The sequence below is a fragment of the Sphingomonas sp. S6 genome (genome assembly GCF_043498045.1).
Classification (GTDB): domain Bacteria; phylum Pseudomonadota; class Alphaproteobacteria; order Sphingomonadales; family Sphingomonadaceae; genus Sphingomonas.
In genome coordinates, this window is the sequence record NZ_JBIEOE010000004.1 from 328686 (window position 1) to 350808 (window position 22123).

17 protein-coding genes are annotated in these 22123 nt (G+C 68.9%); 8 read left to right on the forward strand and 9 right to left on the reverse strand.

The features are described from left to right. Window positions 1-13: 13 nt before the first annotated feature. Window positions 14-442: a nucleoside deaminase gene (locus ACGVWT_RS09295; RefSeq protein WP_043060924.1), complete on the forward strand. Its 429-nt coding sequence runs from the start codon at window positions 14-16 to the stop codon at window positions 440-442. Between the two features lie 278 nt (window positions 443-720). Here ACGVWT_RS09295 and ACGVWT_RS09300 read toward each other — a convergent pair whose 3' ends face one another. Beyond that, window positions 721-1395 carry an OmpA family protein gene (locus ACGVWT_RS09300; RefSeq protein WP_116460338.1) on the reverse strand — a complete coding sequence of 225 codons (675 nt, stop codon included), beginning with the start codon at window positions 1393-1395 and terminating at the stop codon, window positions 721-723. Window positions 1396-1583: 188 nt separating this feature from the next. On the opposite strand from ACGVWT_RS09300, the gene ACGVWT_RS09305 reads away from it, so the two are divergent. Both ACGVWT_RS09305 and ACGVWT_RS09310 read left to right on the forward strand, forming a co-directional pair. Continuing rightward, window positions 1584-2885, forward strand: coding sequence for a hemolysin family protein (locus tag ACGVWT_RS09305; protein ID WP_116460339.1), 1302 nt, complete (start codon window positions 1584-1586; stop codon window positions 2883-2885). A gap of 125 nt (window positions 2886-3010) precedes the next feature. Further along, window positions 3011-3451, forward strand: coding sequence for a DUF983 domain-containing protein (locus tag ACGVWT_RS09310; protein WP_315460808.1), 441 nt, complete (start codon window positions 3011-3013; stop codon window positions 3449-3451). 14 nt (window positions 3452-3465) lie between these two features. Here the strand turns inward: ACGVWT_RS09310 and ACGVWT_RS09315 are convergent, their stop codons facing one another. The 3 genes from ACGVWT_RS09315 to ACGVWT_RS09325 form a co-directional block, all read right to left on the reverse strand. Then, the gene (locus tag ACGVWT_RS09315) at window positions 3466-4164 is read right to left on the reverse strand and encodes a hypothetical protein (protein ID WP_315460807.1); all 699 of its coding nucleotides are present in this window, start codon (window positions 4162-4164) and stop codon (window positions 3466-3468) included. Window positions 4165-4209: 45 nt separating this feature from the next. Continuing rightward, a complete protein-coding gene (locus tag ACGVWT_RS09320; protein WP_315460806.1) occupies window positions 4210-6027 on the reverse strand; it encodes an AsmA-like C-terminal region-containing protein in 1818 nt (605 codons plus the stop codon). A gap of 97 nt (window positions 6028-6124) precedes the next feature. After that, window positions 6125-6286: a DUF1674 domain-containing protein gene (locus ACGVWT_RS09325; protein ID WP_116460343.1), complete on the reverse strand. Its 162-nt coding sequence runs from the start codon at window positions 6284-6286 to the stop codon at window positions 6125-6127. Between the two features lie 58 nt (window positions 6287-6344). Here ACGVWT_RS09325 and ACGVWT_RS09330 point away from each other — a divergent pair, with 58 nt between their 5' ends. The 4 genes from ACGVWT_RS09330 to purH all read left to right on the forward strand — a co-directional run bounded on the left by ACGVWT_RS09330 (window position 6345) and on the right by purH (window position 12002). Continuing rightward, window positions 6345-7661: an RsmB/NOP family class I SAM-dependent RNA methyltransferase gene (locus ACGVWT_RS09330; RefSeq protein ID WP_315460805.1), complete on the forward strand. Its 1317-nt coding sequence runs from the start codon at window positions 6345-6347 to the stop codon at window positions 7659-7661. A gap of 121 nt (window positions 7662-7782) precedes the next feature. Further along, a complete protein-coding gene (gene rpe, locus ACGVWT_RS09335; protein WP_315460804.1) occupies window positions 7783-8439 on the forward strand; it encodes a ribulose-phosphate 3-epimerase in 657 nt (218 codons plus the stop codon). A gap of 7 nt (window positions 8440-8446) precedes the next feature. After that, entirely contained in the window at window positions 8447-10210 is a 1764-nt protein-coding gene (locus tag ACGVWT_RS09340) for a heparinase II/III family protein (protein WP_315460803.1), read from the forward strand. A 229-nt stretch (window positions 10211-10439) separates the two neighbouring features. Further along, the gene (gene purH, locus ACGVWT_RS09345) at window positions 10440-12002 is read left to right on the forward strand and encodes a bifunctional phosphoribosylaminoimidazolecarboxamide formyltransferase/IMP cyclohydrolase (RefSeq protein WP_315460802.1); all 1563 of its coding nucleotides are present in this window, start codon (window positions 10440-10442) and stop codon (window positions 12000-12002) included. A gap of 290 nt (window positions 12003-12292) precedes the next feature. Here the strand turns inward: purH and ACGVWT_RS09350 are convergent, their stop codons facing one another. From ACGVWT_RS09350 to nadB, 4 genes are all read right to left on the reverse strand, one after another. Then, on the reverse strand, window positions 12293-13807 hold the full coding sequence (locus tag ACGVWT_RS09350) for a lipopolysaccharide biosynthesis protein (protein ID WP_315460801.1): 1515 nt from the start codon (window positions 13805-13807) through the stop codon (window positions 12293-12295). Between the two features lie 136 nt (window positions 13808-13943). Further along, a complete protein-coding gene (gene polA / locus ACGVWT_RS09355) occupies window positions 13944-16712 on the reverse strand; it encodes a DNA polymerase I (protein ID WP_315460800.1) in 2769 nt (922 codons plus the stop codon). Window positions 16713-16912: 200 nt separating this feature from the next. Continuing rightward, entirely contained in the window at window positions 16913-17980 is a 1068-nt protein-coding gene (locus ACGVWT_RS09360; RefSeq protein WP_315460799.1) for a serine hydrolase, read from the reverse strand. A gap of 156 nt (window positions 17981-18136) precedes the next feature. After that, on the reverse strand, window positions 18137-19729 hold the full coding sequence (gene nadB, locus ACGVWT_RS09365; RefSeq protein ID WP_315460798.1) for an L-aspartate oxidase: 1593 nt from the start codon (window positions 19727-19729) through the stop codon (window positions 18137-18139). Between the two features lie 299 nt (window positions 19730-20028). Between nadB and ACGVWT_RS09370 the strand changes: the two genes are divergently transcribed. Further along, window positions 20029-20385: a hypothetical protein gene (locus tag ACGVWT_RS09370; RefSeq protein WP_315460797.1), complete on the forward strand. Its 357-nt coding sequence runs from the start codon at window positions 20029-20031 to the stop codon at window positions 20383-20385. Window positions 20386-20497: 112 nt separating this feature from the next. On the opposite strand, the gene ACGVWT_RS09375 is transcribed toward ACGVWT_RS09370, so the two are convergent. Continuing rightward, a complete protein-coding gene (locus ACGVWT_RS09375; protein ID WP_315460796.1) occupies window positions 20498-22120 on the reverse strand; it encodes a pilus assembly protein TadG-related protein in 1623 nt (540 codons plus the stop codon). Window positions 22121-22123: the final 3 nt, after the last annotated feature.

Genomic DNA, 22123 nt, shown 5'->3' on the forward strand with positions numbered 1-22123 from the left:
CCTGCCGCCCCCCATGCGACGCGCCCTCGACGCAGCCGCTGCCGCCGCCGCGGCAGGCGAGGTGCCGGTGGGTGCGGTGCTGCTGTGGCGCGGCGAGGTGATCGCCGAGGCTGCCAATGCACCGCGCGCGCTGTGCGATCCCACCGCCCATGCCGAAATGCGCGTGATCCGCGAGGCGGCGGCGCGGCTGGGCCGTGAGCGGCTGGAAGAGGCGGATCTGTGGGTAACGCTGGAGCCCTGCGCAATGTGTGCGGGGGCGATCGCGCATGCGCGGATTGGGCGGCTCTATTATGGTGCGAGCGACCCCAAGGGCGGGGCGATCGAGCATGGGCCGCGGCTGTTCTCGCAACCCACCGTGCATCACCGGCCGGAAGTGTACGGCGGGATCGGTGAGGCTGAGGCGGCGGCGCTGCTGCGGGCTTTCTTTCGCGACCGGCGGTAATCGGGTTCGCGCTAAGACGCTAAGACGCGAAGGGGTCGCGCCGTGGAGCCGCGTTGGTCTGTTTCATGGATTGTGCGCGCAGAGGCGCTGGGGGGCGCAGAGAGGGTGCGGTCTTGGCCGGCGCAGCCTGTCCCTCACGGAATGATTGGCGCTGACGGTGCCTTGAATGCGACCGCTTGGCGTCTTCGCGTCTTCGCGCGAACCAAACCGGGGCCGCGGCGCGCGTCTCAGCGCCAAACACCCGCCGGCACCAATGGCACCGGCGGGAAAAAGGCATCTTACTGACGCAGGTCGTTCTGCGAGATCGGCACGATCTTGATCTCGACACGGCGGTTGGCGGCGCGGCCGGCTTCGGTGTCGTTCGAGGCGACCGGGTTGCTCTCGCCGAAGCCGCGCGTGCCGATACGGGCGGCCTGCACACCGTGCGCGGCCAGATAGTCGGCGACCGATACCGCGCGGCGTTCCGACAGCTGCTGGTTGTACGAATCCGAGCCGGTCGAATCGGTGAAGCCATACACGTCGACGAAGGTCTGGTTGTACTGCGACAGCGTGTCGGCGACCTGGTCGAGCGTGCGCTGGAACTGCGGCTGCACCGCAGAACTGTTATAGCCGAAGGTGATGCCCGACGGGATGTTGAGGATCAGATTGTCACCTTCGCGCGTCACCTGCACGTCGGTGCCGGCGGTGCGGGCGCGCAGGTCGCGTTCCTGTTTGTCCATATAGGCACCGATGCCGGCGCCCGCGAGGCCGCCGATGCCGGCGCCCAGGATCTTGGCGGTACGATCGTTACGGCCGCCGACCAGGTCGCCGAGCAGATAGCCGCCGAGCGCGCCGCCGATGCCGCCGATCGCGGTCGACGAGATGCGGCGCTGGCCGGTTTCCGGATCGGTGGTGCAGGCGCTGGTCGTAACGAGGGCCGTGAGTGCGGCGGCGGCGAGGAATTTGGAGCGCATGATGTCCCTTTGCTTGCAGGTGGCCTTCGTCTGAGGGGAATAACTCAGGTCCGAAGCGGCTTGTTCCGCCTGCGATCTGAACGGTGGATGAGCCGGGGGCCGATGCGAGTGCAACGCACTTTCCGCGGCTACGGTGCAATCAGGCGGTTGTCGCGGCCGGACTTGTACGGCAAAGACACGTCACGCCGATGGCACCGCTTCCGCCCTTCCCCTGGATCGACGTCCTCATCATCCTCGCGCTCGTCGCGTTGAACGGCGTATTCGCGATGAGCGAACTCGCGATCGTCTCGTCGCGCAAGGCGCGGCTGGAGGCGATGGCGCGTTCGGGGCGCAAAGGCCCCGCCGCCGCGCTGCAACTCGCCGCCGATCCCGGCAAATTCCTGTCCTCCGTGCAGATCGGCATCACGCTGATCGGCATTCTGGCGGGCGCCTATTCGGGATCGAGCCTGGGCAGCCCCACCGCTGCCCGGCTGCAGCTGCTGGGCCTGTCCGCACATACAGCGGAAACGCTGGGCTTTGCGCTGGTGATCGGCCTCACCACCTACGCCTCGCTGATTATCGGCGAGCTCGTTCCCAAGCAGTTCGCGCTGCGTAAGCCCGAAACGGTCGCCAGTCTGGTGGCGCTGCCGATGCGCTATATCGCGCTGGTCTGCGCGCCGCTCGTCTGGGTGCTCGATTCGTCGAGCGCGCTCGTCTTTCGCATCCTCGGCCTCAACCGCGAATCGGAAGACCAGGTGACGGCGGAGGAGCTGCACCTGATCGTCGCCGAGGCCAGCAAGTCGGGCGTGATCGAGGAGCATGAGCGCACGATCATCTCGGGCGTCGTCCGCCTCGCCGACCGGCCGGTGCGCGAGGTGATGACGCCGCGCACCGAAGTCGACTGGCTCGATTGCAACCTCGACGCCGACCGTATCCGCGACATCCTGCTCGCCACGCCGCACACCCGGCTGCCGGTGGCGGAAGGGTCGGTCGATGCGGTCGTCGGCGTCGTCCAGTCGCGCGACATCGCCTCTGCGCTGTTCCGCGGCGAGCCGCTCGACCTCAAGACGCTGATGCGCAAGGCGCCGGTCGTCATCGATCGGATCGACGCGATGGACGCGCTGATCGCGCTGCGCCAGGCGGAAGTGCCGATGGCGTTGATCCACGACGAATACGGCCATTTCGAAGGGATCGTGACGCCGGCCGACCTGCTTGCCGCGATCGCGGGCGAGTTCGCGAGCGATGCCGATCCCGACGAGGCGCCCTCCGTGGTGGTACGCGACGACGGGTCGCTGCTGGTCGCCGGCACGATGGCGGCCGACGCGCTCGCCGAACGGCTCGGCATCGACCTGCCCGAGGACCGCGATTACGCGACCGTCGCCGGTCTGGCGCTTGCCGCCTTCCGCCATTTGCCGGGCGAGGGCGAGCATTTCGAGGAACAGGGCTGGCGATTCGAGGTCGTCGACCTCGATGGCCGCCGCATCGACAAATTGCTCGTTAGCGAGATTTGATGTGGCCGGCCGGTATGCCGGTAGCGTCCGTTTCGATGCTATCTCGCTAACATAAGGCAATATCCGCCTGGCATAGGACAATTCGTCCCATCGACGGCGGGGGCGGGCGTGCCCACCTATCGCGGATGGAACAGCCCGACACGCCCGCCCAGCCCTCCACATTCCGCTGGATCCTGCATTGCGGCTGGAAGGGGCTGTGCCCGCGCTGCGGCGAGGGGCGGATGTTCCGATCGTGGCTGAAGATCGTCGATCGCTGCGAGCATTGCGGACTCGACTATCGCTTCGCCGCGCCGGACGATGGCCCCGCCTTCTTCTCGCTGTGCATCATCGCACTGCCGCTGATCTTCTTCGTCGTGTGGCTGCAGGTGGCGTTCGAGCCGCCCTTCTGGGTGCATCTGATCACGTCGGTGCCGGTGATGGTTGCGGGGACTTTATTGCCGCTGCGGCCGATCAAGGGCTGGCTGGTCGCATCGCAATTCGTCAACCGCGCGCAGGAGGCGGGCACGCAAGGCCTGTGGCGCCGCCTGCACGGCACCGACGACGTGACCAACGATTTCGACCAGTAAGGCGCGCCGGCGCGTTACAGCCGGCCGAAGACGCGTTCGAACCCGGCTGTGTCGCCGGCCGCGAGGAAGCGGGCCTGTTCGATCCAGCGGTCGCGATCCATCCGACCGGCGAACGGCCCCAGCTGCGCATCGAGCGCCGCAGCCTGTTCGGGGCTGAGCGCGGCGACCTGACCCACGGTGCTGATGCCGAGTTCGCCGAGCCGCGCGGCGAGCTTGGGGCCGAGGCCCTTCAGCGTCGACACCGGGGCATTGGCGGGATCGGCGGTGACGGGTGCGGGGGCCGCCGGTGCGGACGCGGCCTCCTGCGCCGGTGCGGCGTCCAGCGGTGCGCTGGCAGCGATCGGTTCGTCGGCGATCGGGTCGGTCGCCGCGGGCATGTCGGGTGCGGGATCGGCCGCCTGCGGTGCTGGCGTCGTGACGGGCGGTGGCGCGACGGGCGCGGGCGCCGCTACCGGTGGCGGTGCCGGTGTCGGGGCTACCTGTGTCGGTGCGGGCGTGTCGTCCGCGGTCCGTGCCACTTCGGCATTGTGATCGGCGATATCGCGCTCCGCCGTACGGCGCTGCCGCTTCAGTCGGATGCCCCAGATGATCGCGACGATCGTCAGCAGCGCGAAGATGGCGATGATCGCCAGATGCGCGGCGGTGAAGGCGTCGGTGGTGCTCGGGATCAGACTGGCGCCCGAGGCGCCGCCGGCAGAGGCGGTGTCGTTCATGCGGGTGATCCTAGCGATGGCGTGCAGAGGGGGCGAGGGGGTTTGTCATGAACCCAGCACATGCGCCGACAGCGTCGCGCAATCCGCGTCGCCGGCACGCGGCTCCTGCTTGCTGGTGATCGCGCGGCCCAGCGCCTTCAGCACGTTGCCGACCGATTTGACCTGCGCCGGCACGACGATCTCGGGCGCGCTGAGCGTGCCGGTGAGGAAGGCGGCGCCGGGCAGGCGGAGCAGGCCGTCGCCTTTGGGTGCGCCGGTCAGCCGCATGTCGAGCCGTTCGGCGGGGAAGCGCAACGTGCCGGTGCCGTGCAACTGGCTGGCGCTCGTATCGACGATCATCGGCGCGGCGTGGCCCAGGCCGTCCGTCACCTTCAGCCCGACGACGACGCAGCGCAGACGGGCGCGTTCGCTTTCGCCCGCCAGCAGCGCGCGTCCGGCGTCGAAGCCCAGCGCCGCGGCGTAGCGTTGCGGCAGCGTGCCGTCGCGCACCACGAAACCGATGCGGCCGTCGGACCGTCCCACCGCCGCACGGATCGTATCGCCGCGGCCGGAGAGGCGCGCGCGTGCCGCGATCCGCCCGGTAAAGTCGCCGCCGGTGCCGGGCAGCGCCGCGACCCGCGTGCCGCTCAGCCGCATATCGACCGTCAGCAGCGGGCTGGGGGCACCGTCGCGCTGGTCGACGCGCAGGCTGCCCTTGGCGGTGCCATCGGCGAGCACCAGCGTCAGCGGCGCGACGTCGAGCCGCGTGTGGTCGAGCGTCAGTACCGTCGACAGTGCGCGCACCGGCGTCGGCCCGCTGCGGCTGACGACGCGCGCGATGCGGAGCGATAGGCGGCCGTCGGTTTTGCCGATCTTGCTGAGATCGATCCGCGTATCGGGCACGACATGCGGCCCGATCGCGCGTTCGCGTGCGGCGGCTTCCGCGCGGCCTTGATCGGAGGCGAGATCACCGAAATCGAAGCGGTTGGAGGTGACCGCGCCGTCCAGCTTCGTGCGGCCGTCCTGCTTGTCGACCGTGACATGGCCGGCGATGTCGGACTGGCCGATGGTGCCCTTCAGGTCGTTGACGATCCACTTGGGCGCGTCGTGGCGCACATGCGCGGTCAGCGTGACGGGTTGCGTGCCGAACAGACCCGCTTCGATCACCGCGTCGATCAGGCGGAGGTCCGCGGCGCGTGCGGTGACGTCGAGCGTCATCGCGTCGGTATCGAGCGGCACGTCGGTGCTGCCCTTGGCGCGCATCGACAGCCGGTCGCCGTCGATCGTCGCGGTGAAGGGCCAGGGGCCGGGGGAGGGCTGTGCGACGGACGCGCCGTCGAGCGCGATGCGGACGGGCACGCCGCGAATCGTGCCGTTGCCCTTGGCGCGCAGCCCCTGCGCATCGGACGAGACCTGCACCACGGCGCTGCGGCGGCGCTTGTCGTCGCGATAGCGGATGGTCGCGTCGCGGATCGTCAGCCCTTTGAGGTCGCTCGACGCGCCGCCGCTTTCCGCCTCGCCAGGCCGCGACCAGTTGGTCCGGCCGTTCGCGTCGCGCACCAGCGCCAGTTGCAGTCCGTCCGCAACGATATCGCGCGGGCGGAAGGTGCCGGTCAGCAACGGCCAGACGGGGAAGGTGACACGCGCTTCGCGCAGGGTCAGGAAATTGCCACTGCCGGCCCAGCCCGCCTGCGGGATCGTGACGTCGCGGACGCGGATCGTCGGTGTAAAGCCGATCGCATCCACCCGATCCATGGCCCCGATCACCACCGGTCGGCCGAAGCGCTTGGCAAGCCGATCGGCGACCACGGCCTTCAGCATCCCATAGGGAAAGGCGGCGATGACGAGCAGCAACACCAGTGGCACCGCGATGAGGACAGGCACGTAACGCCTGCCGGCGCGGAGACGGGGGGTCATGCCAGCGGGACGCGCCGGAGCGCCATTGGTTCCGGCACGGTCCTTCGGCCAGTTCGCTGCGGGATCAGAAATCGATCGCGATGCCCTTCAATTCCCAGTCGCCGTAGCGCGTGGGATCAAGGCCCAACGGGTCTTCCGTCTTCGGCTCGACCGGCTCCGGGGTGGGCACGGGCGGGTTCTGGCTGAGATAGGCGGGCGGCTTCAGATGTTCGGGACGTTGGCCCATCGCGTCTCTCCGGTCTAAGGGACTCACTATATCGTTCCGTACCGAAGGTTTCTCAAGCTTGCCCGATCCCCGTCGACCGCGTTTCAACCGTCAGCCCGTGGCCCCTGCCGAACCGCTCGGCACGCCGTCGCGCCGCGCCGCCATCCGCCTGCTCGATGCGGTGCTGCGCCGGGGCGAGCCGCTGGAGCAGGCGCTGGTCGCCGCGACGCGCCACGTCTACGGCCCCGACCGTGGCTTGGCGCATGCGATTGCGGCGGAGGTGCTGCGGCGTCTGCCCGATCTCGACGCTTTGATCGATTCGGTCACCGAACGCCCGCTGCCCGAGGATGCCAAGGCGCGCATGGCGCTGCGCATCGCACTGGTACAGGCGCTGGTGCTGGGCACGCCGCACCACGCCGCGATTGCGACCGTGCTGCCGCTGGTCGACGGTGGGCCGCGCAAGCTGGTGCATGGCGTGTTCGGCGCGATCGTCCGGTCGGGCGTGCTGCTGCCCGAAATTCCCGCGCTGCCGCCGAAGGTCGAGGCGCGGTGGGACGCCGCCTGGGGCCCCGAGATGGTCGAAGGCGCGGCACAGGCGATCGCCGCGCCGCCGCCGCTGGACCTCAGCCTTGCCGACCCCGCCGAGACCGAACACTGGGCGCGCGAGCTGGGCGGCACGAGCCTGATGCCGGGGCATGTCCGTCTGACCGACGCGGCCGCGGTCACCGAGCTGCCCGGCTTTGCCGAGGGACGCTGGTGGGTGCAGGATATCGCCGCCTCCATCCCCGCGCGGTTGCTGGCCGACGGGATCGCCGAAGGCGCTCAGGCGATCGATCTGTGCGCGGCGCCCGGCGGCAAGACGCTGCAACTCGCCGCCGCGGGCTATCGCGTTGCCGCGGTCGACGTGTCCAACGCACGGATCAAGCGGCTGCGCGAAAACCTGTTCCGCACGCGGCTGAAGGCGGAGGTGATCGCCGCCGACGTGCTGAAATGGGCGCCGGATGCGCCGGCCGATGCGCTGCTGATCGACGCGCCGTGCAGTGCCACCGGCATCTTCCGCCGCCATCCGGACGTGCTCCACCGCGTCCACCCGGCGATCATCGAGGAGATGGCGGGCCTGCAGGCCCGCTTGCTGGCCCGCGCCGCCGATTGGGTGAAGCCCGGCGGCCGCCTCGTCTTCGCGACGTGCAGCCTGGAGCCGGCGGAGGGCGAGGCGCAGCTCGACCGATTCCTGGCCGATCGCCCGGACTATGCCATCGATGCGCCCGATGCCGCGCTGCTCCCACCGAGTGTCCCGGTGCAGGCCGGCGGCTACGTCCGCACGCTGCCGGGGATGCTGGCGGCAGAAGGTGGCTGCGACGGCTTCTTCATCGCACGGCTACGGCGCAAGGCCTGACGCCGTCCAAAACCCCGCCGTCACCCCGGAACGAGTCCGGGGTGACGAAGAGTGTGTGGCAAAGGATCAAACTCCACCCCAACCGCATTGCCATCGCCCGACAGGGGCTTAGAGAGGCGCCATGCAGCCGGTCCGCATCGCCCCGTCCATCCTGTCCGCCGATTTCGCCAAATTGGGCGAAGAGGTCCGCGCCATCGATGCCGCGGGCGCCGACTGGATCCATATCGACGTCATGGACGGCCATTTCGTCCCCAACATCACGATCGGCCCGGCCGTGGTGAAGGCGCTGCGCCCGCACACGACCAAGCCATTCGACGTCCATCTGATGATTTCGCCCGTCGATCAGTACCTTGACGCTTTCGCCGAGGCGGGCGCCGACACGATCACTGTCCATCCGGAGGCGGGCCCCCACGTCCACCGCACGATCCAGCACATCAAGGGGTTGGGCAAGCGCGCGGGCGTCGTGCTCAATCCGGCGACGCCGGCGAAGATGCTCGACTATCTGATCGACATGGTCGACCTCGTCCTCGTGATGAGCGTCAATCCCGGCTTCGGCGGGCAGAGCTTCATCGACAGCCAGCTGAAGAAGATCGCCGCGATCCGCAAGATGATCGATCACAGCGGCCGTGCCATCGACCTCGAAGTCGATGGCGGCGTGGACGCCACGCATGCCCGCCGCTGCGTCGAGGCGGGTGCCGATGCGCTGGTCGCCGGCACCGCGGCCTTCCGTGGCGGGCCGGCATGCTACGCCGCCAATATCGCCGCGCTGCGGGGCTGATGCGCGGATGAGCGACCTGTCGCCCCACCGTCATCCCGTGACCTCGCTCGACGGGCCGGATGCGCCCGACGGGATCGAGGAGGGCAAGCGCCTGATGCGCGTCGGCGGCGACAAGGGGCTCAGCCTCGCCGAGCGGCTTGCCGAACGCTTTCACAAGCTGACGTGGCGCACGCCGATCCACACGATGCGGTTGAAGGGCCGCTATCCGCTGAAGCTGGTTGCGGTGCCCGACGATCCCGTGATGGGCGACGTACGGCGCGGCCATGCGGTGCTGCGCGGCGAGCTGGCGTTCCAAGGCGAAACGCACCCGATCGATACGCTCGCGTTCAAGCGTGGCGACTGGGGCCGGCCGTTTGCCGATTACGTCCACAGCTTTGCCTGGCTGCGCGATCTGTCGACCGTCGCCACGCGCGCGCAGGGCGCGCCGATCGCCGAGGCGCTGATGGCGCGCTGGCTGGACGATTATGCCGAGCGGATCGATCCGCTGGCGTGGCGCCCCGATCTGTGGGGCCGGCGGCTGCTGTTCTGGACGTGCCACGCGCCGCTCATCCTGTCGTCGACCGACCTCGTCTATCGATCGAGCGTCCTCAACACGCTGGCGCGCGGCGCCCGCCATCTGGATCGCGGTGCGGACAAGGCACCGCCGGGCGCGCCGCGCATCGCCGCCTGGTGCGGTGTCATCACCGCCGGTCTGCTGATCCCGGGCGGCGACCCGCGCCGTGCGTTCGGTGAGGCGGGCCTCGCCCGCGCGCTGGCGAGCGGGCTCACCGACGACGGTGGTTCGGTGTCGCGCAGCCCGGCGATGCTCGCCGACACGATCCAGCTGCTCAGCACCTTGCGCGAAGTCTACACGGCGCGGCGCGAAGAGATGCCCGAGGTGGCGCAAACCGCGCTCTCCCGTGCGGTGCCGGCGCTGCTCGGCGTCATGCACGGCGACCGCATGCTGGCGAGCTGGCAGGGCGCCGGACCGGCGACCGCCGACGATCTGGCCGCGCTGATCGAGGCGAGCGGCATCCGGACGCGCCCGCTGCGCCAGGCGCGCGACTGGGGCTATCAGCGGCTCGCCGCGGGGGGCGCGGTGCTGATCGTCGATGCCGCTCCGCCGCCGATCGCCAAGGTGGTGGAGGGCGGCTGCGCCTCGACGCTCGCCTTCGAATTTTCGGACGGCGAGCAGCGCTTGATCGTCAATTGCGGCGGCGCGCGTGCGGCCGTCGCGCAATTGCCCGCCGCCTTTGCCGAAGGGCTGCGCACCACCGCGGCGCATTCGACGCTGACCGTCGGCGACTCCAATTCCACCGCGATCCACGCCGACGGCACGCTGGGCCGCGGTGTCGCCCAGGTCGAGCTGTCGCGGCAGGAATCGGACGTGGCGAGCCGGATCGAGGCGAGCCACGATGGCTATGTCCGCCGCTGGGGCCTTATCCACCGCCGCCAGTTGATGCTGACCGGCGATGGCAAGGAGCTGCGCGGCGAAGATGCGCTGCTGCCGCAGGGCCGCAAGCGTAAGGCAGGCATGGCGCCCTTCTGCATCCGCTTCCACCTCGGTGCCGGCGTGCAGGCGTCGCCGACCGCGGATGGCCTTGCAGCGTTGCTCCGCCTGCCCGGCGGTGCGCTGTGGCAGTTCCGCTGCCGCGGGGGGATGCTGACGATCGAGGATTCGCTGTGGATCGACGGCGAGGGGCGCCCGGTCGCGACGCAGCAGCTTGTCGTGTCGGGCGAAGCGCCCGCCGGTGGCGCGAATGTGAGCTGGGCGCTAAAGCGCGCGATCTGAGGGGGCGTTCAGCCGCCCACTCCCCCCGTCACCCCGGACTCGTTCCGGGGTCCACTCTGCGGCGAGGGGGGCGTTGGAGCCTCCTGCCGCCCCCGTGCAGCCCGGTGGACCCCGGAACAAGTCCGGGGTGACGGGGGAATGGAGGCGAGCGCTCACAACTCCCACCTGTTCCCCGGCGCCATCCGCCGCTAGGGAACGCGCGCGAGACTCCTCCCCCGCTAGGACCATCATGACCACGATCCCCATCCGCCGCGCCCTGCTGTCCGTGTCCGACAAGACGGGGGTCGTCGACCTCGCCCGCGCGCTTGCCGACAAGGGTGTCGAGCTCGTTTCGACCGGCGGCACCGCCAAGGCGTTGCGCGACGCCGGTCTGACCGTGAAGGACGTCAGCGACCTTACCGGCTTCCCCGAGATGATGGACGGCCGCGTCAAGACGCTGCACCCGATGGTCCATGGCGGCCTGCTCGCCGTGCGCGACGACGCCGAGCATGCCAAGGCGATGACCGACCATGGCATCGGTGCGATCGACCTCGTCGTCGTCAATCTCTACCCGTTCGAGGCGACGGTCGCCCGCGGCGCCGATCGCGACACGGTGATCGAGAACATCGACATCGGCGGCCCCAGCATGGTGCGCTCCGCCGCCAAGAACCACGCTTATGTCGCGATCGTGACCGATCCCGCCGATTACGCCATCGTCGCGACCGGCGAGACCAGCCTCGACCAGCGTCGCCTGTTCGCTGCCAAGGCCTTTGCCGCCACCGCTGCCTATGACGGCGCGATCGCACGCTGGTTCGGCACGGTCGATCAGGCCGAAGCCTTCCCGCCCGTTCTGCCCGTCACGATGCGCCGCGCGGCGACGCTGCGCTATGGCGAGAACCCGCACCAGTCCGCCGCCTTCTACGCCAGCACCGATGGCGTGCGCGGCATCGGCCAGGCGCGCCAGGTGCAGGGCAAGGAGCTTTCCTACAATAACCTCAACGACGCCGACGCGGCGCTGGAGCTGGTCGCCGAGTTCCGCGACGACGCGCCGACCTGCGTCATCGTCAAGCACGCCAACCCATGCGGCGTCGCGACGGGCAAGACGCTGGAAGAAGCCTATGCCGAGGCGTTCGCCTGCGACACCGTCTCGGCGTTCGGCGGCATCATCGCGGTCAACCGTCCGCTCGACGCGGCGACGGCGAAGGCGATTACCGGCATCTTCACCGAAGTCGTCGTCGCGCCCGATGCCGACGAAGAGGCGCTGGCGCTGTTCGCTGCCAAGAAGAATTTGCGCCTGCTGCTGACCGGCGAGCTGCCCGATCCGGCACGTGCCGGCCTGTTCGCCAAAACGATCGCCGGCGGCTGGCTGGTGCAGGATCGGGATGCGGGCGTGCCGGGCGATCTGCAGGTGGTGACCAAGCGCGCGCCGACCGAACAGGAGCTGGCGGATTGCCGCTTCGCCTGGACGATCGCCAAGCACGTCAAGTCGAACGCCATCGTCTATGCCAAGGACGGCGCGACCGCTGGCGTCGGCGCAGGGCAGATGAACCGCCTCGAATCCGCACGCATCGCGGCGTGGAAGGCTAAGGACGCGGCGGACAAGGCCGGTTGGGCCGAGCCGCGAACGATCGGGTCTGCGGTGGCGTCGGACGCCTTCTTCCCCTTCGCCGACGGCCTGATGGCGGCGGTGGAGGCCGGCGCGACCGCAGTGATCCAGCCGGGCGGCTCGATCCGCGACGACGAGATGATCGCGGCGGCCGATGCGGCGGGATTGGCGATGGTGTTCACCGGGATGCGTCACTTCCGGCACTAATCGGGACGGCGTACACCATTCCATCTAGCCTATTTGGTTAAATTCTGATAGAGGGAGCATCGGGCCGCATGGCGCGGTGCTCTTTCTCAATACCGGACACAACAACGCGACCTTGGCGTCCGTGTGCCATCAGCGCCGGAGAGTAATGGCGGGCCGGCCCTTCCACGGACAGGGAGAATGTCATCATGGCCCACGCCGACGCCGTCCCTGCGGGGCCCTGCTTCATCGGACGAGGGTGTCATCCGAAAAACATCCTCCTCGGCGTGACTTTTGTGACTTTTCGCGAGCGCTCAGCGCACCGGCGATCCGACGTTGGGCAGGGTCGCCTCCTCTGCGGTCGGCATCTTGGTGAACAGCGCCCGGTCCGCCGGGCCGAACGCCCATTTCCACAACACGAAAAGATAGGTCGCGGCGATCGCGGGTTCGCCGCCGGCCAACTCCAGCCATTCGAAGTCGTGCGGCAGCATCGTGAACGCCGCGCCGATGACGATCGCAGCCAGCGCCGCCCCCGCCAGCGACCAGCGCCACGGCGACACGGGTGCGGACAGGATCCGCCCGAGCAGCCGCGCCTTGATGATCGAGGTGAGGCCGACGCCGATCATCAGCGCCACCGCCGGTCCCGCCGCCTGCCATGTCTGGGGCAGGCCCAGTCGTCGCATGCCAAGGATCAGCGCAAAGCTCAGTGCGATCTGCACGCCCAGCATCGCGATGGAAATCATCAGGTTACGGTGCCGCGCGGTGTAGACCAGCGCCGATTCGCACACCGCGCCGGTCGAGGCGAGCACCTCGGCGAACAGCAGGAAGCCCAGCGCCGCGCTGCCCGATACGAATTGCGGGCCAACGACGCCCATCACCGCTTCGGCGGGGATCGAGCCCATCAGCGCGAGGCCGGTCTGCGCCGCCATGATCCAGAAGGCGACCTGCCGCACCTGATTGGCGATCGCGGCGCGGTCGTTCACCGCCAGGCTCTGCGTGATGACGGGGCCAAGGATGGGGTCGAAGCTGGTCTTCAGCTTCTGCGGCAGCGATGCGACCTGCTGCGCCATGTAATAGATGCCGACGACCTTGGGTTCGAACATCACGCCCAGAATAAAGCGGTCGACGTTGCGGGTGCCCCATTCCAGCGCATCCGCCCCCGCCAAGGGCGCGTTGGCGCGCGCCAGGCGGAACAACTGCCCCAGATGTGGCGACCAGCCATGCGGTACGCCATAGCTGCGGATGAAGGGCACGAAGCTGGCGATCAGTGCCGCGATCATCGACGCGACATAGGACAGGACGAGGCCATCCTTGATCGTGACGAACGAGAAGACCCAGGCCGCGATCGAGATCGTCCACGGCTCCACCACCGCGCGTGCGGTGACGGTGGCCTTCACATTGTGGCGATAGGCGAGCGCGGCGAGGCTGACGTCGGACCACGCCACCGCAACGATGATGCAGGGCAGGAAGCGGTCCAGCCCCGTCACATGCGTGTTGGCGTACATTACCTCCGGAAAGGCGATCAGCACCGCACTCGCCGCCATCGACAGGACGAAGGCGAGCGCCAGCGCGTCCCAGACGACGCAGACATGCGGCTGATCGGAAGAGGACAGCGCCTGCGCGAGGCCGCGCTTCAGGCCGAGCGTTGCGACGAGGGCGGCGAGTTCGACCACCACCACGGCGAGCGCGAAGCGGCCGACGAGATCCGGGCCGTACAGCCGGCCCGCGATGAACAGAAACGGGATGCGCGCGGCGAGGCGCAGGACGAAGCCCGCGATATTGGTGCGGCCGCCCTTGGCGAGCGCATCGATGTCCTTGGTTTCGGTCACGACAGAACGGGCAAGCCGCCCTCACCCTTCCGCGCCTTCGGCGCTCCCTCCCTCTCCCATTGGGAGAGGGAAGGGGCCCGCCCGGCGCAGCCGGGTGGGAAGGGTGAGGGCGAGGGCGCGCGCGAGACGGCCATGATCAATGCGCCGCCCCCCAGCTCGCACCGACGCCGATCTCGATCCCCAGCGGAACGGACAGTTCGACCGCCGGCGCGGCGGCCTCTGCCATCACGCGCTCGATCACCGGCTTGGCCGCATCGACGTCGCTTTCCGGCAATTCGAACACCAGTTCGTCGTGGACCTGCAACAGCATCTGCACGTTCGGCAGCCCCGCCGCGGCGAGCGCCGGCTCCATCCGCACCATCGCGCGCTTGATGATGTCGGCGCTGGTGCCCTGGATCGGCGCGTTGATCGCGGCGCGCTCGGCGCCCTGGCGTTCGTGCTGCACCTTGCTGCGAATACGGGGGAAATGCGTCTTCCGCCCGAACAGCGTCGTCGTATAGCCGCGCTCGCGCACGCTCTGCGTGGTCTCGGCGATATACGTGTTGATGCCGGGGAAGCGATCGAAATAGCGGTCGATCATCGCCTGCGCCTCGTCGGCGGTGACGTCGAGCCGGCCGGCGAGACCCCAGCGGCTGATACCGTAGAGGATGGCGAAGTTGATCGTCTTCGCCCGGCCGCGCGTGTCGCGATTGACCTCGCCGAACAGCTCCATCGCGGTGAGCGAGTGGATGTCGTCGCCATTGGCGAACGCCGCTCGCAAGGCGGGCACGTCGGCCATGTGGGCCGCGAGACGCAGTTCGATCTGCGAATAGTCGGCCGCCAGGATGACGTTGCCCGGCTCGGCGACGAAGGCGTCGCGGATCTGCCGCCCCACTTCGGTGCGGATCGGGATGTTCTGCAGGTTCGGCTCGGTCGACGATAGGCGGCCGGTCTGCGCGCCGGTCAAGCTATAGCTGGTATGGACGCGACCGGTGCGCGGGTTGATCTCGTTCTGCAGCGCGTCGGTATAGGTGTTCTTGAGCTTGGTCAGCTGGCGCCAGTCGAGCACGCGTGCGGCGATCTCCGCCCCCGGCGAATCCTTGTCGGCGGCGATCCGCTCCAGCTCGTTGACGTCGGTCGAATAGACGCCGGACTTGCCCTTGCGGCCGCCCTTGATGCCCATGCGTTCGAACAATACGTCGCCCAGCTGCTTGGGGCTGCCGATCGTGAAGGGCGCACCGGCGAGGCCGTGGATCACCATCTCGAGTGCCGCGATCTGCTCGCTGAACCCGGCCGACAGCGCGGACAGCTTCTCGCGATCGACCTTGATCCCGCGCGTTTCCATCCGCGCGATCACTGGCACCAGTGGGCGGTCGACCATCTCGTAGACGCGCGTCGCCTCTTCGGCGGGCAGTCGCGCCTTGAAGCGTTTCCACAGGCGATAGGTGACGTCGGCGTCCTCGGCGGCGTAGCGCGTCGCCGATTTGAGGTCGATCTCGTGGAAGCCGCGCTGCGACTTGCCCGTGCCGACCACGTCCTTGAACGCGATGCAGCTGTGCGACAGATGCGTCGCGGCGAGTTCGTCCATGCCGTGGCCGTGCAGCCCGGCGTCGAGGTCGAAGCTCATCACGATCGTATCGTCGTGCGGCGCGACGGCGATGCCGGCGAGACCGAGTACGATCATGTCGAACTTCAGATTGTGCCCGATCTTGAGGACCGACGCGTCCTCGCACAGCGTCTTCAGCCGCGCGAGCGCCTCGGCCCGGTCGATCTGCACCGGGTTTTCGGCAAGCAGGTCCGTCGTGCCATGACCCAAGGGGATGTAGCACGCTTTATTGGCGCCCAGGGCGAGCGACACGCCGACCAGATCGCAGCGCGTCGCGTCGGTGCCGGTCGTTTCGGTATCAATCGCGACCCAGCCCTGGTGCTGCGCCTCTGCGACCCAGCGATCGAGCGTCGCGGCATCGACCACCGTCTCATAGCCGTCATGGTCGCACGGCGGATCGGCCTCGAACGGCACGTCGGCAGGCGCCGCGACGGGGGCGTCCGCGACCTGACCCAGCCGGTTCATCAGCGTCTTGAAGCCGTGATGCTCCAGGAAGGCGCGCAGCGGCGCATCGGGAATGCCGCTTGCGGGCAGTTCCAGTTCCTCGAGCGGATGGACGAGCGGTACGTCGCAGGCCAATTCGACCAGCTTGCGGCTGAGGCGCGCCGCCTCGGCATGCTCGATCAGATTTTCGCGCAGCTTGCCCTTCTTGAACGTGTCGGATGCCGCCGCGGCGAGCACGCCCTCGACGTCGCCATGTTCCAGGATCAGCTTCGCGGCGGTCTTCGGGCCGACACCCGGCACGCCCGGCACATTGTCGACGCTGTCGCCCATCAGCGCGAGCACGTCGCCCAGCTTCTCCGGGCCGACGCCGAACTTCTCCAACACCGCATCCGGTCCGAGACGCCGATTGTTCATCGTGTCGAGCATGTCGACCGACGGATCGGTCATCAGCTGCATCAGGTCCTTGTCGGAACTGACGATCGTCACCTGCCAGCCCTGCGCCAGCGCGGCCTTGGTGTAGCTGGCGATCAGATCGTCCGCCTCCCAGCCTTCCTCCTCGATGCAGGGCAGCGAGAAGGCGCGGGTGGCGTCGCGGATCATCGGGAATTGCGGGACCAGATCTTCGGGCGGCGGCGGGCGGTGCGCCTTGTACTGGTCGTACATCGCGTTGCGGAAGGTCTGCGACGATTTGTCGAGGATGACCGCCATGTGCGTCGGGCCATCCGCCTTGTGCAGCTCGTCGGCGAGCTTCCACAGCATGGCGGTATAGCCATAGACGGCGCCGACCGGCTCGCCGTGCCGGTTGGTGAGCGGCGGCAGGCGGTGGTAGGCGCGGAAGATATAGCCCGAGCCGTCGACGAGATAGAGATGGGGCATCGTGGGTGCCGTTTAGCGGATCGGCGGGGGCGCACCAACCTCTGGCGAGCAGGGCCGCAAGCTTTGGCGGAGTGTGGCTTTTGGGGCACAAAATGCCCCTCCGGTCCATCCTTGCGGGGTGGGGGGGCTTCGGCCGCTATGTCCCGTATCCTCCCCCCGTCACCGCTTTGCGGTGCCACCTCCCCTGGCGGGGGAGGACTTTAAGTCGCGTCGTTCGCTACGGCTGCTGCCACCGACTGGATCAGTTGCTGGCGTTCGCGGATCGGGCGGCGACTGTCGCCGATCATCACGGCGATCGCGTAGCGGCGACCGTCGGGGGCGGTGAGCAGGCCGACGTCGTTGAAGCCGGCGTTGCGGCTGCCCAGGTCCTGACCCGTCCCCGTCTTGTGCGCGATCTTCCACCCCGCCGGCACCGCGGCGCGCAGGCGGGCGCGGCCCGTGACCGAGGCGCCCATCGTGTCGAGCAGGATGCGCGTCGAGGTTTCGGTGAACAACTCGCCGCGGGCGAGGCGTGCGAGCGCATCGGCGATGGCGAGCGGGGCGGCGCCGTCGGGCGGATCGTTGACGTAGGCGTCGAGCGCGGCGGCGCGCACCTCGGGCGACAGGCGCGAGCGGGCGAGTTCGAAGCCATTGCCCTTCGACATGGTCGCCTGGTTCCAGACGAGGCCGGCGGTCTTCGACTGGAGCAGGCGTTCGCCGGGACCGAAGCGGATGTCGCCCAGTTGCTTGCGCTCGATCATCGCGCGCACCGCCTGCGGACCGCCGACATAGGTCAACAGGCGGTCGTTGGCGGTATTGTCACTGTGCGTGAGGGCACGCGTCAGCAGTTCGCCGACAGTGGTGTGATAGCCGTCGCCCTTCACCAGCATCGCGATCGGCTGGTGGAACAGCGTCAGATCCTGGTCGCGGACGACGACGGGATCGTCCAGCCGCGCCTTGCCCTGATCGCGCAGGTCCATCAGCGTCATCGCGACCCACAGCTTGCTGACCGACTGTTGCGGCATGCGGGTGCGCGCGCCAGGCGAGGTGACGGTCCAGCCATCGTCGACCGCGCGGATCGCGATGCCGAACTTGCCGTCGAAATTGCGGGCGAGACTGTCGATCGCCGCGGTGAGGCGGGCGGGTGCGACCCGGCGGGGCGGCGGGGCGGCGGCGGGGATGGGGATCGACACCGCGGCGGTGGGCGTCGTCACCGCCGGCACGGGGCCGTTGCCGCCCGGCCGCGCGTTCGAACCGCAGGCGGCGAGCGCGGCGCAGGCGCCGGTCATCAGGATGGATCGGGCCGACCGGCCGTACGCTATCATAATCGTGAACTGGCCCCCGCTAGGCGTAGCATCCTCCATATCCGCCATTTCGGGTGCGGATACCGGCGAAACAAGCCGCTGCGGTGAAGCGCGGCGCACGCGCGGCGAATCGCGTCGGCATCAGGGCACCAGCACCGTGTCGACCGCCTCTGCCGCGGTCTCCGGATAGTCGAGCGTGTAATGCAGCCCGCGGCTTTCGTGCCGGTGCAGCGCCGATCGCACGATCAGCTCGGCGGTCTGGAGCAGGTTGCGCAGCTCGATCAGGTCGGGCGTCACGCGGAAATGGCCGTAATAATCGGCGACCTCGCCGGTCAGCATCTGAATGCGATGCTGCGCACGCTCCAGCCGCTTGGTGGTGCGGACGATGCCGACGTAATTCCACATGAAGCGGCGGATTTCGGTCCAGTTCTGCTTGATGACCACCTCTTCGTCCGAATCGGTGACGCGGCTTTCGTCCCAGGGCCGGATGACGGGGACGGGGGGCAGGGCGTCCCAATGTGCGGCGATATGGTCGGCGCAGGCTTCGCCGAACACGAAGCATTCGAGCAGCGAGTTGGACGCGAGGCGATTGGCGCCGTGCAGCCCGCTTTCGGTGCATTCGCCTGCCGCGTAGAGGCCGGGCAGATCGGTGCGGCCGTCGCGGTCGATGACGATGCCGCCGCAGGTGTAATGCTGCGCGGGCACGACCGGGATCGGCTGCGTCGTCATGTCGATGCCGAGCCCGATCAGCTTTTCGTAGATGTTGGGGAAATGGCCCTTAACGAATTCCGGCGGCTGATGGCTGATATCGAGGTGAACGTAATCGAGGCCGTAGCGCTTGATCTCGGCATCGATCGCGCGCGCCACGACGTCGCGCGGCGCCAGCTCCATCCGCTCGGCGTCGTAATAGGACATGAAGCGCTTGCCGGTGGTCGGGTTGATCAGTCGCCCGCCCTCGCCACGCACCGCTTCGGTAATGAGGAAGTTCTTGACCTCGAGATTGTAGAGGCAGGTCGGATGGAACTGCATCATCTCCATGTTGGAGACGCGGCAGCCCGCGCGCCACGCCATCGCGATGCCATCCCCCGTCGCGCCGCGCGGCGCGGTGGAGAAGAGGTAGGTGCGGCCTGCGCCACCGGTGGCGAGGATCGTCGCGCGCGCGGTGTAGAGGTTGACGCGTCCCGTACCCCGATCGACCGCGTACACGCCCCAGACATTGCCCGCGCCCGAATAGCGCTGTTCATGCCGGCTGGTCGCGAGGTCGATCGCGACCTGATCGGGGACGAGCGTGATGTTGGGATGCGCCTCGGCGGCGCGTTGCAGCGCCTCCTGCACCGCCCAGCCGGTCGCGTCCGCGACATGGACGATGCGGCGATGGCTGTGGCCGCCTTCGCGGGTGAGGTGGAGAGCGTTCCCCTCAGTCGCGAAGGGAACGCCGAGCTGCGTCAGCCGCTCGATCGCAGCGGGGGCGTTCTCGACGACGAACTCGACGATGTCGCGGTCGTTGAGGCCGGCGCCGGCGACCATCGTGTCTTCGACATGGTTGTCGAACGTGTCGCCGGGTTCGAGCACCGCGGCGATTCCGCCCTGTGCCCAGGCGGTCGACCCTTCGTTGAGCGCGCCCTTGGCGAGGACGGTGACGCGGAAACGATCGGCGAGATTGAGGGCCGCGGTGAGGCCGGCGGCGCCCGAGCCGACGATCAGCACGTCGGTGGCGGGGGGTGATTCGGTCATCGCGGGGCGCTTCCAGGCCTGCGGAAGTGGACGAAGTGGACGATACGTATCGTCCGGAAACGCCCCCCGTGCGACCGCCCGCAATGACGGCGGCCGGCGGGCAGGGCGGGGCAGGGATCAGGCATCGGACCGCTGTGGCATAAACCGGGGCGTGTAGGACAGACGCTTTCGTGTTCGGCGCGAACGATCCGACAATCGGCGCGATGCGGGAAACCGATCTTACCGTTCTGCGTCTTGTGGCTAATGTAGGATAGGTTCGACGCGGTCTTGGGAAGAGCCGCTTCAGGGAGGCGGTGCCCATGACCGTTCTGATCGGACAGACGCTGTATTCCGTTGCCGCGCGCGCAGCGCTGCAACGGCATCGATCGGTCCGCGACCATTTTGCATCCGAGCTGTTCGCCGAGCCGGCGCTGGAGGCGCTGCTGCAATTGTTCATCGCGCAGGAGGAGGGCGTGCGGCTGAGCATGCTGACGCTGAGTCGGCAGTGCAGCGTGTCCGAATCGACCGGCCTGCGCTGGATCGCGCGGCTGGAGGCGCTGGGCTATTGCGAGCGGATCGCCGATCATCAGGACCATCGGCGATCTTGGATCGTGATGAGCGACGATGGGTGCCGGCGAATGCGGGCGTGGCTGGATGCGCTGCCGCGCGAGGCGTGAGGACGGTGGCCTTCTCATATCGTCACCCCGGCCTTGAGCCGGGGTCCTGCTGCTTCGATGCGGGGTGACAGCGGGACCCCGAAACACGTCCGGGGTGACGGGGTGGGGCGGGTTAGCCGACGAGTGCCGGTGCGCCGCAGCGTGCGCCGACGACGCGCAGGTCGGCCTGGCCGATGCGAACGCCGGCAAGCTGCTGCAATTGTTCGAGGATGCCGTCCAGCGCGGGTGCGGCGCCGGACAAGGCGCTGAGCAAAGGGGCAGTCACCGGCGAGGTGCTGACCGTCAGGCCGAGCACGCTGATCCGGAGATCCAGCCGCTGGAGCAGCGAGGCGATGAGGCCGCCGAAGGCATGGGTGGTGTTGACCGTCTTCACCGCATGATCGGCGATGTCGCCGGGGGTGAAGGTCGCCCGCGTCCAGTCGCTGCCGCCGATTTGTACGTCGGCGAGTCCGGTCACCGCGGTGACCAGCACCGACAGCAAGGTGGCCGGCTGGGGCTGGAGCGGCGTATTGAGGTTGCGCAGCGCGGTGTCGGACACCTGGCCGATGATCGCGCGCATCGGCGTGACCCGCCCGTCGACGCCGACGGTGGCACCGCCGCTGCCGCAGGCGACCGAGGCGAGCCGTGCTTCGCCGCCGGCGCCCTCCAGGATCACCGGCAGGTTGGCGGTGGCGAGGCCGAGGCCGGCGACGTCGATCCGCGCGTTGAGCGCGATGCGGATCTGCGAGGTGCTGACCGTCACCGACGAATCGCGGCCGACGCGCACCCAGGGCGAGGTGGCGACGCGGCTGCCGATGATGACGGTCGCGTTGGTCGATCCGACGCCCATCACCTGCCCGCCGAGGTCGAGCGTCAGCTGGCGGTCGCCGCCGGTGCCGATCAGCGCTTCGCGCAACAGCTCGTCCGCGCCGACGTTGAGCGATTTCAGGATGGTGCCGTCGCCCAGCTTGACGATGCGGGTAAGGTCGACCTTGGTCGGGGGCAGTTTGACCGCGATGCTGCGCAGCACGGAGGCGCCGGTGCCCGGCGTCGCCGCATCGGCCATCGCGGTGACGAGCGTCGGCAGGTCGACGACCGCCGAGGCGGTGCTGTCGAACGTGCCGAGGCCGACCCCGGCGCGCGTCTTGAGCAGGCCGGACAGCGCGTAGAGATCGACGTTGGCGCCGACCAGCGCGTTATAGTCGGCGACGCTGAGGTTCAGATCGACGCCCGCCAATTGCGACAGCAGCATCCCCGGAAGGCCGCCGTGCACGTTGACCAGGCGGCTGCCGACGCTGATTGCCGCTTCCCCCGTCCGCGCGGCGATCGCCGCGGCGCGCAGGTCGACGTAGCGCCGGCCGGTGAGGATACCGGAAAAGAAGAGTGGAATGCGCTGGCTCGCCAGCACCTGCACCGCGGCGACGCCGTTCGCGGCCGGCTGGAAGCGCGCCGCGACCGCAACCGCCGGATCCGGATTGTAGGCGCCCGACAGCGCGGTGACGATCGTGACGTTGGGGGCGCTGTCGACGGCGACCGCGCCTTGCGCGGCGGTGCGTGGATCGCCGCCCTGCAGGACGGCGGCCATGGCGGCGCGATCAGTGACGCCCTGTAGCTGGCGCTTGCGCACGACCATCCAGCCGTAATCGACGGCGAGCGAGGCGGCGCTGAGGAAGATGATGATCAGGAAGACCGACATGACCGCGACGCTGCCGCGCCGATCGCGCGCCAGTCGTCGGCCGATCGGGGGGACGGTCAAGCG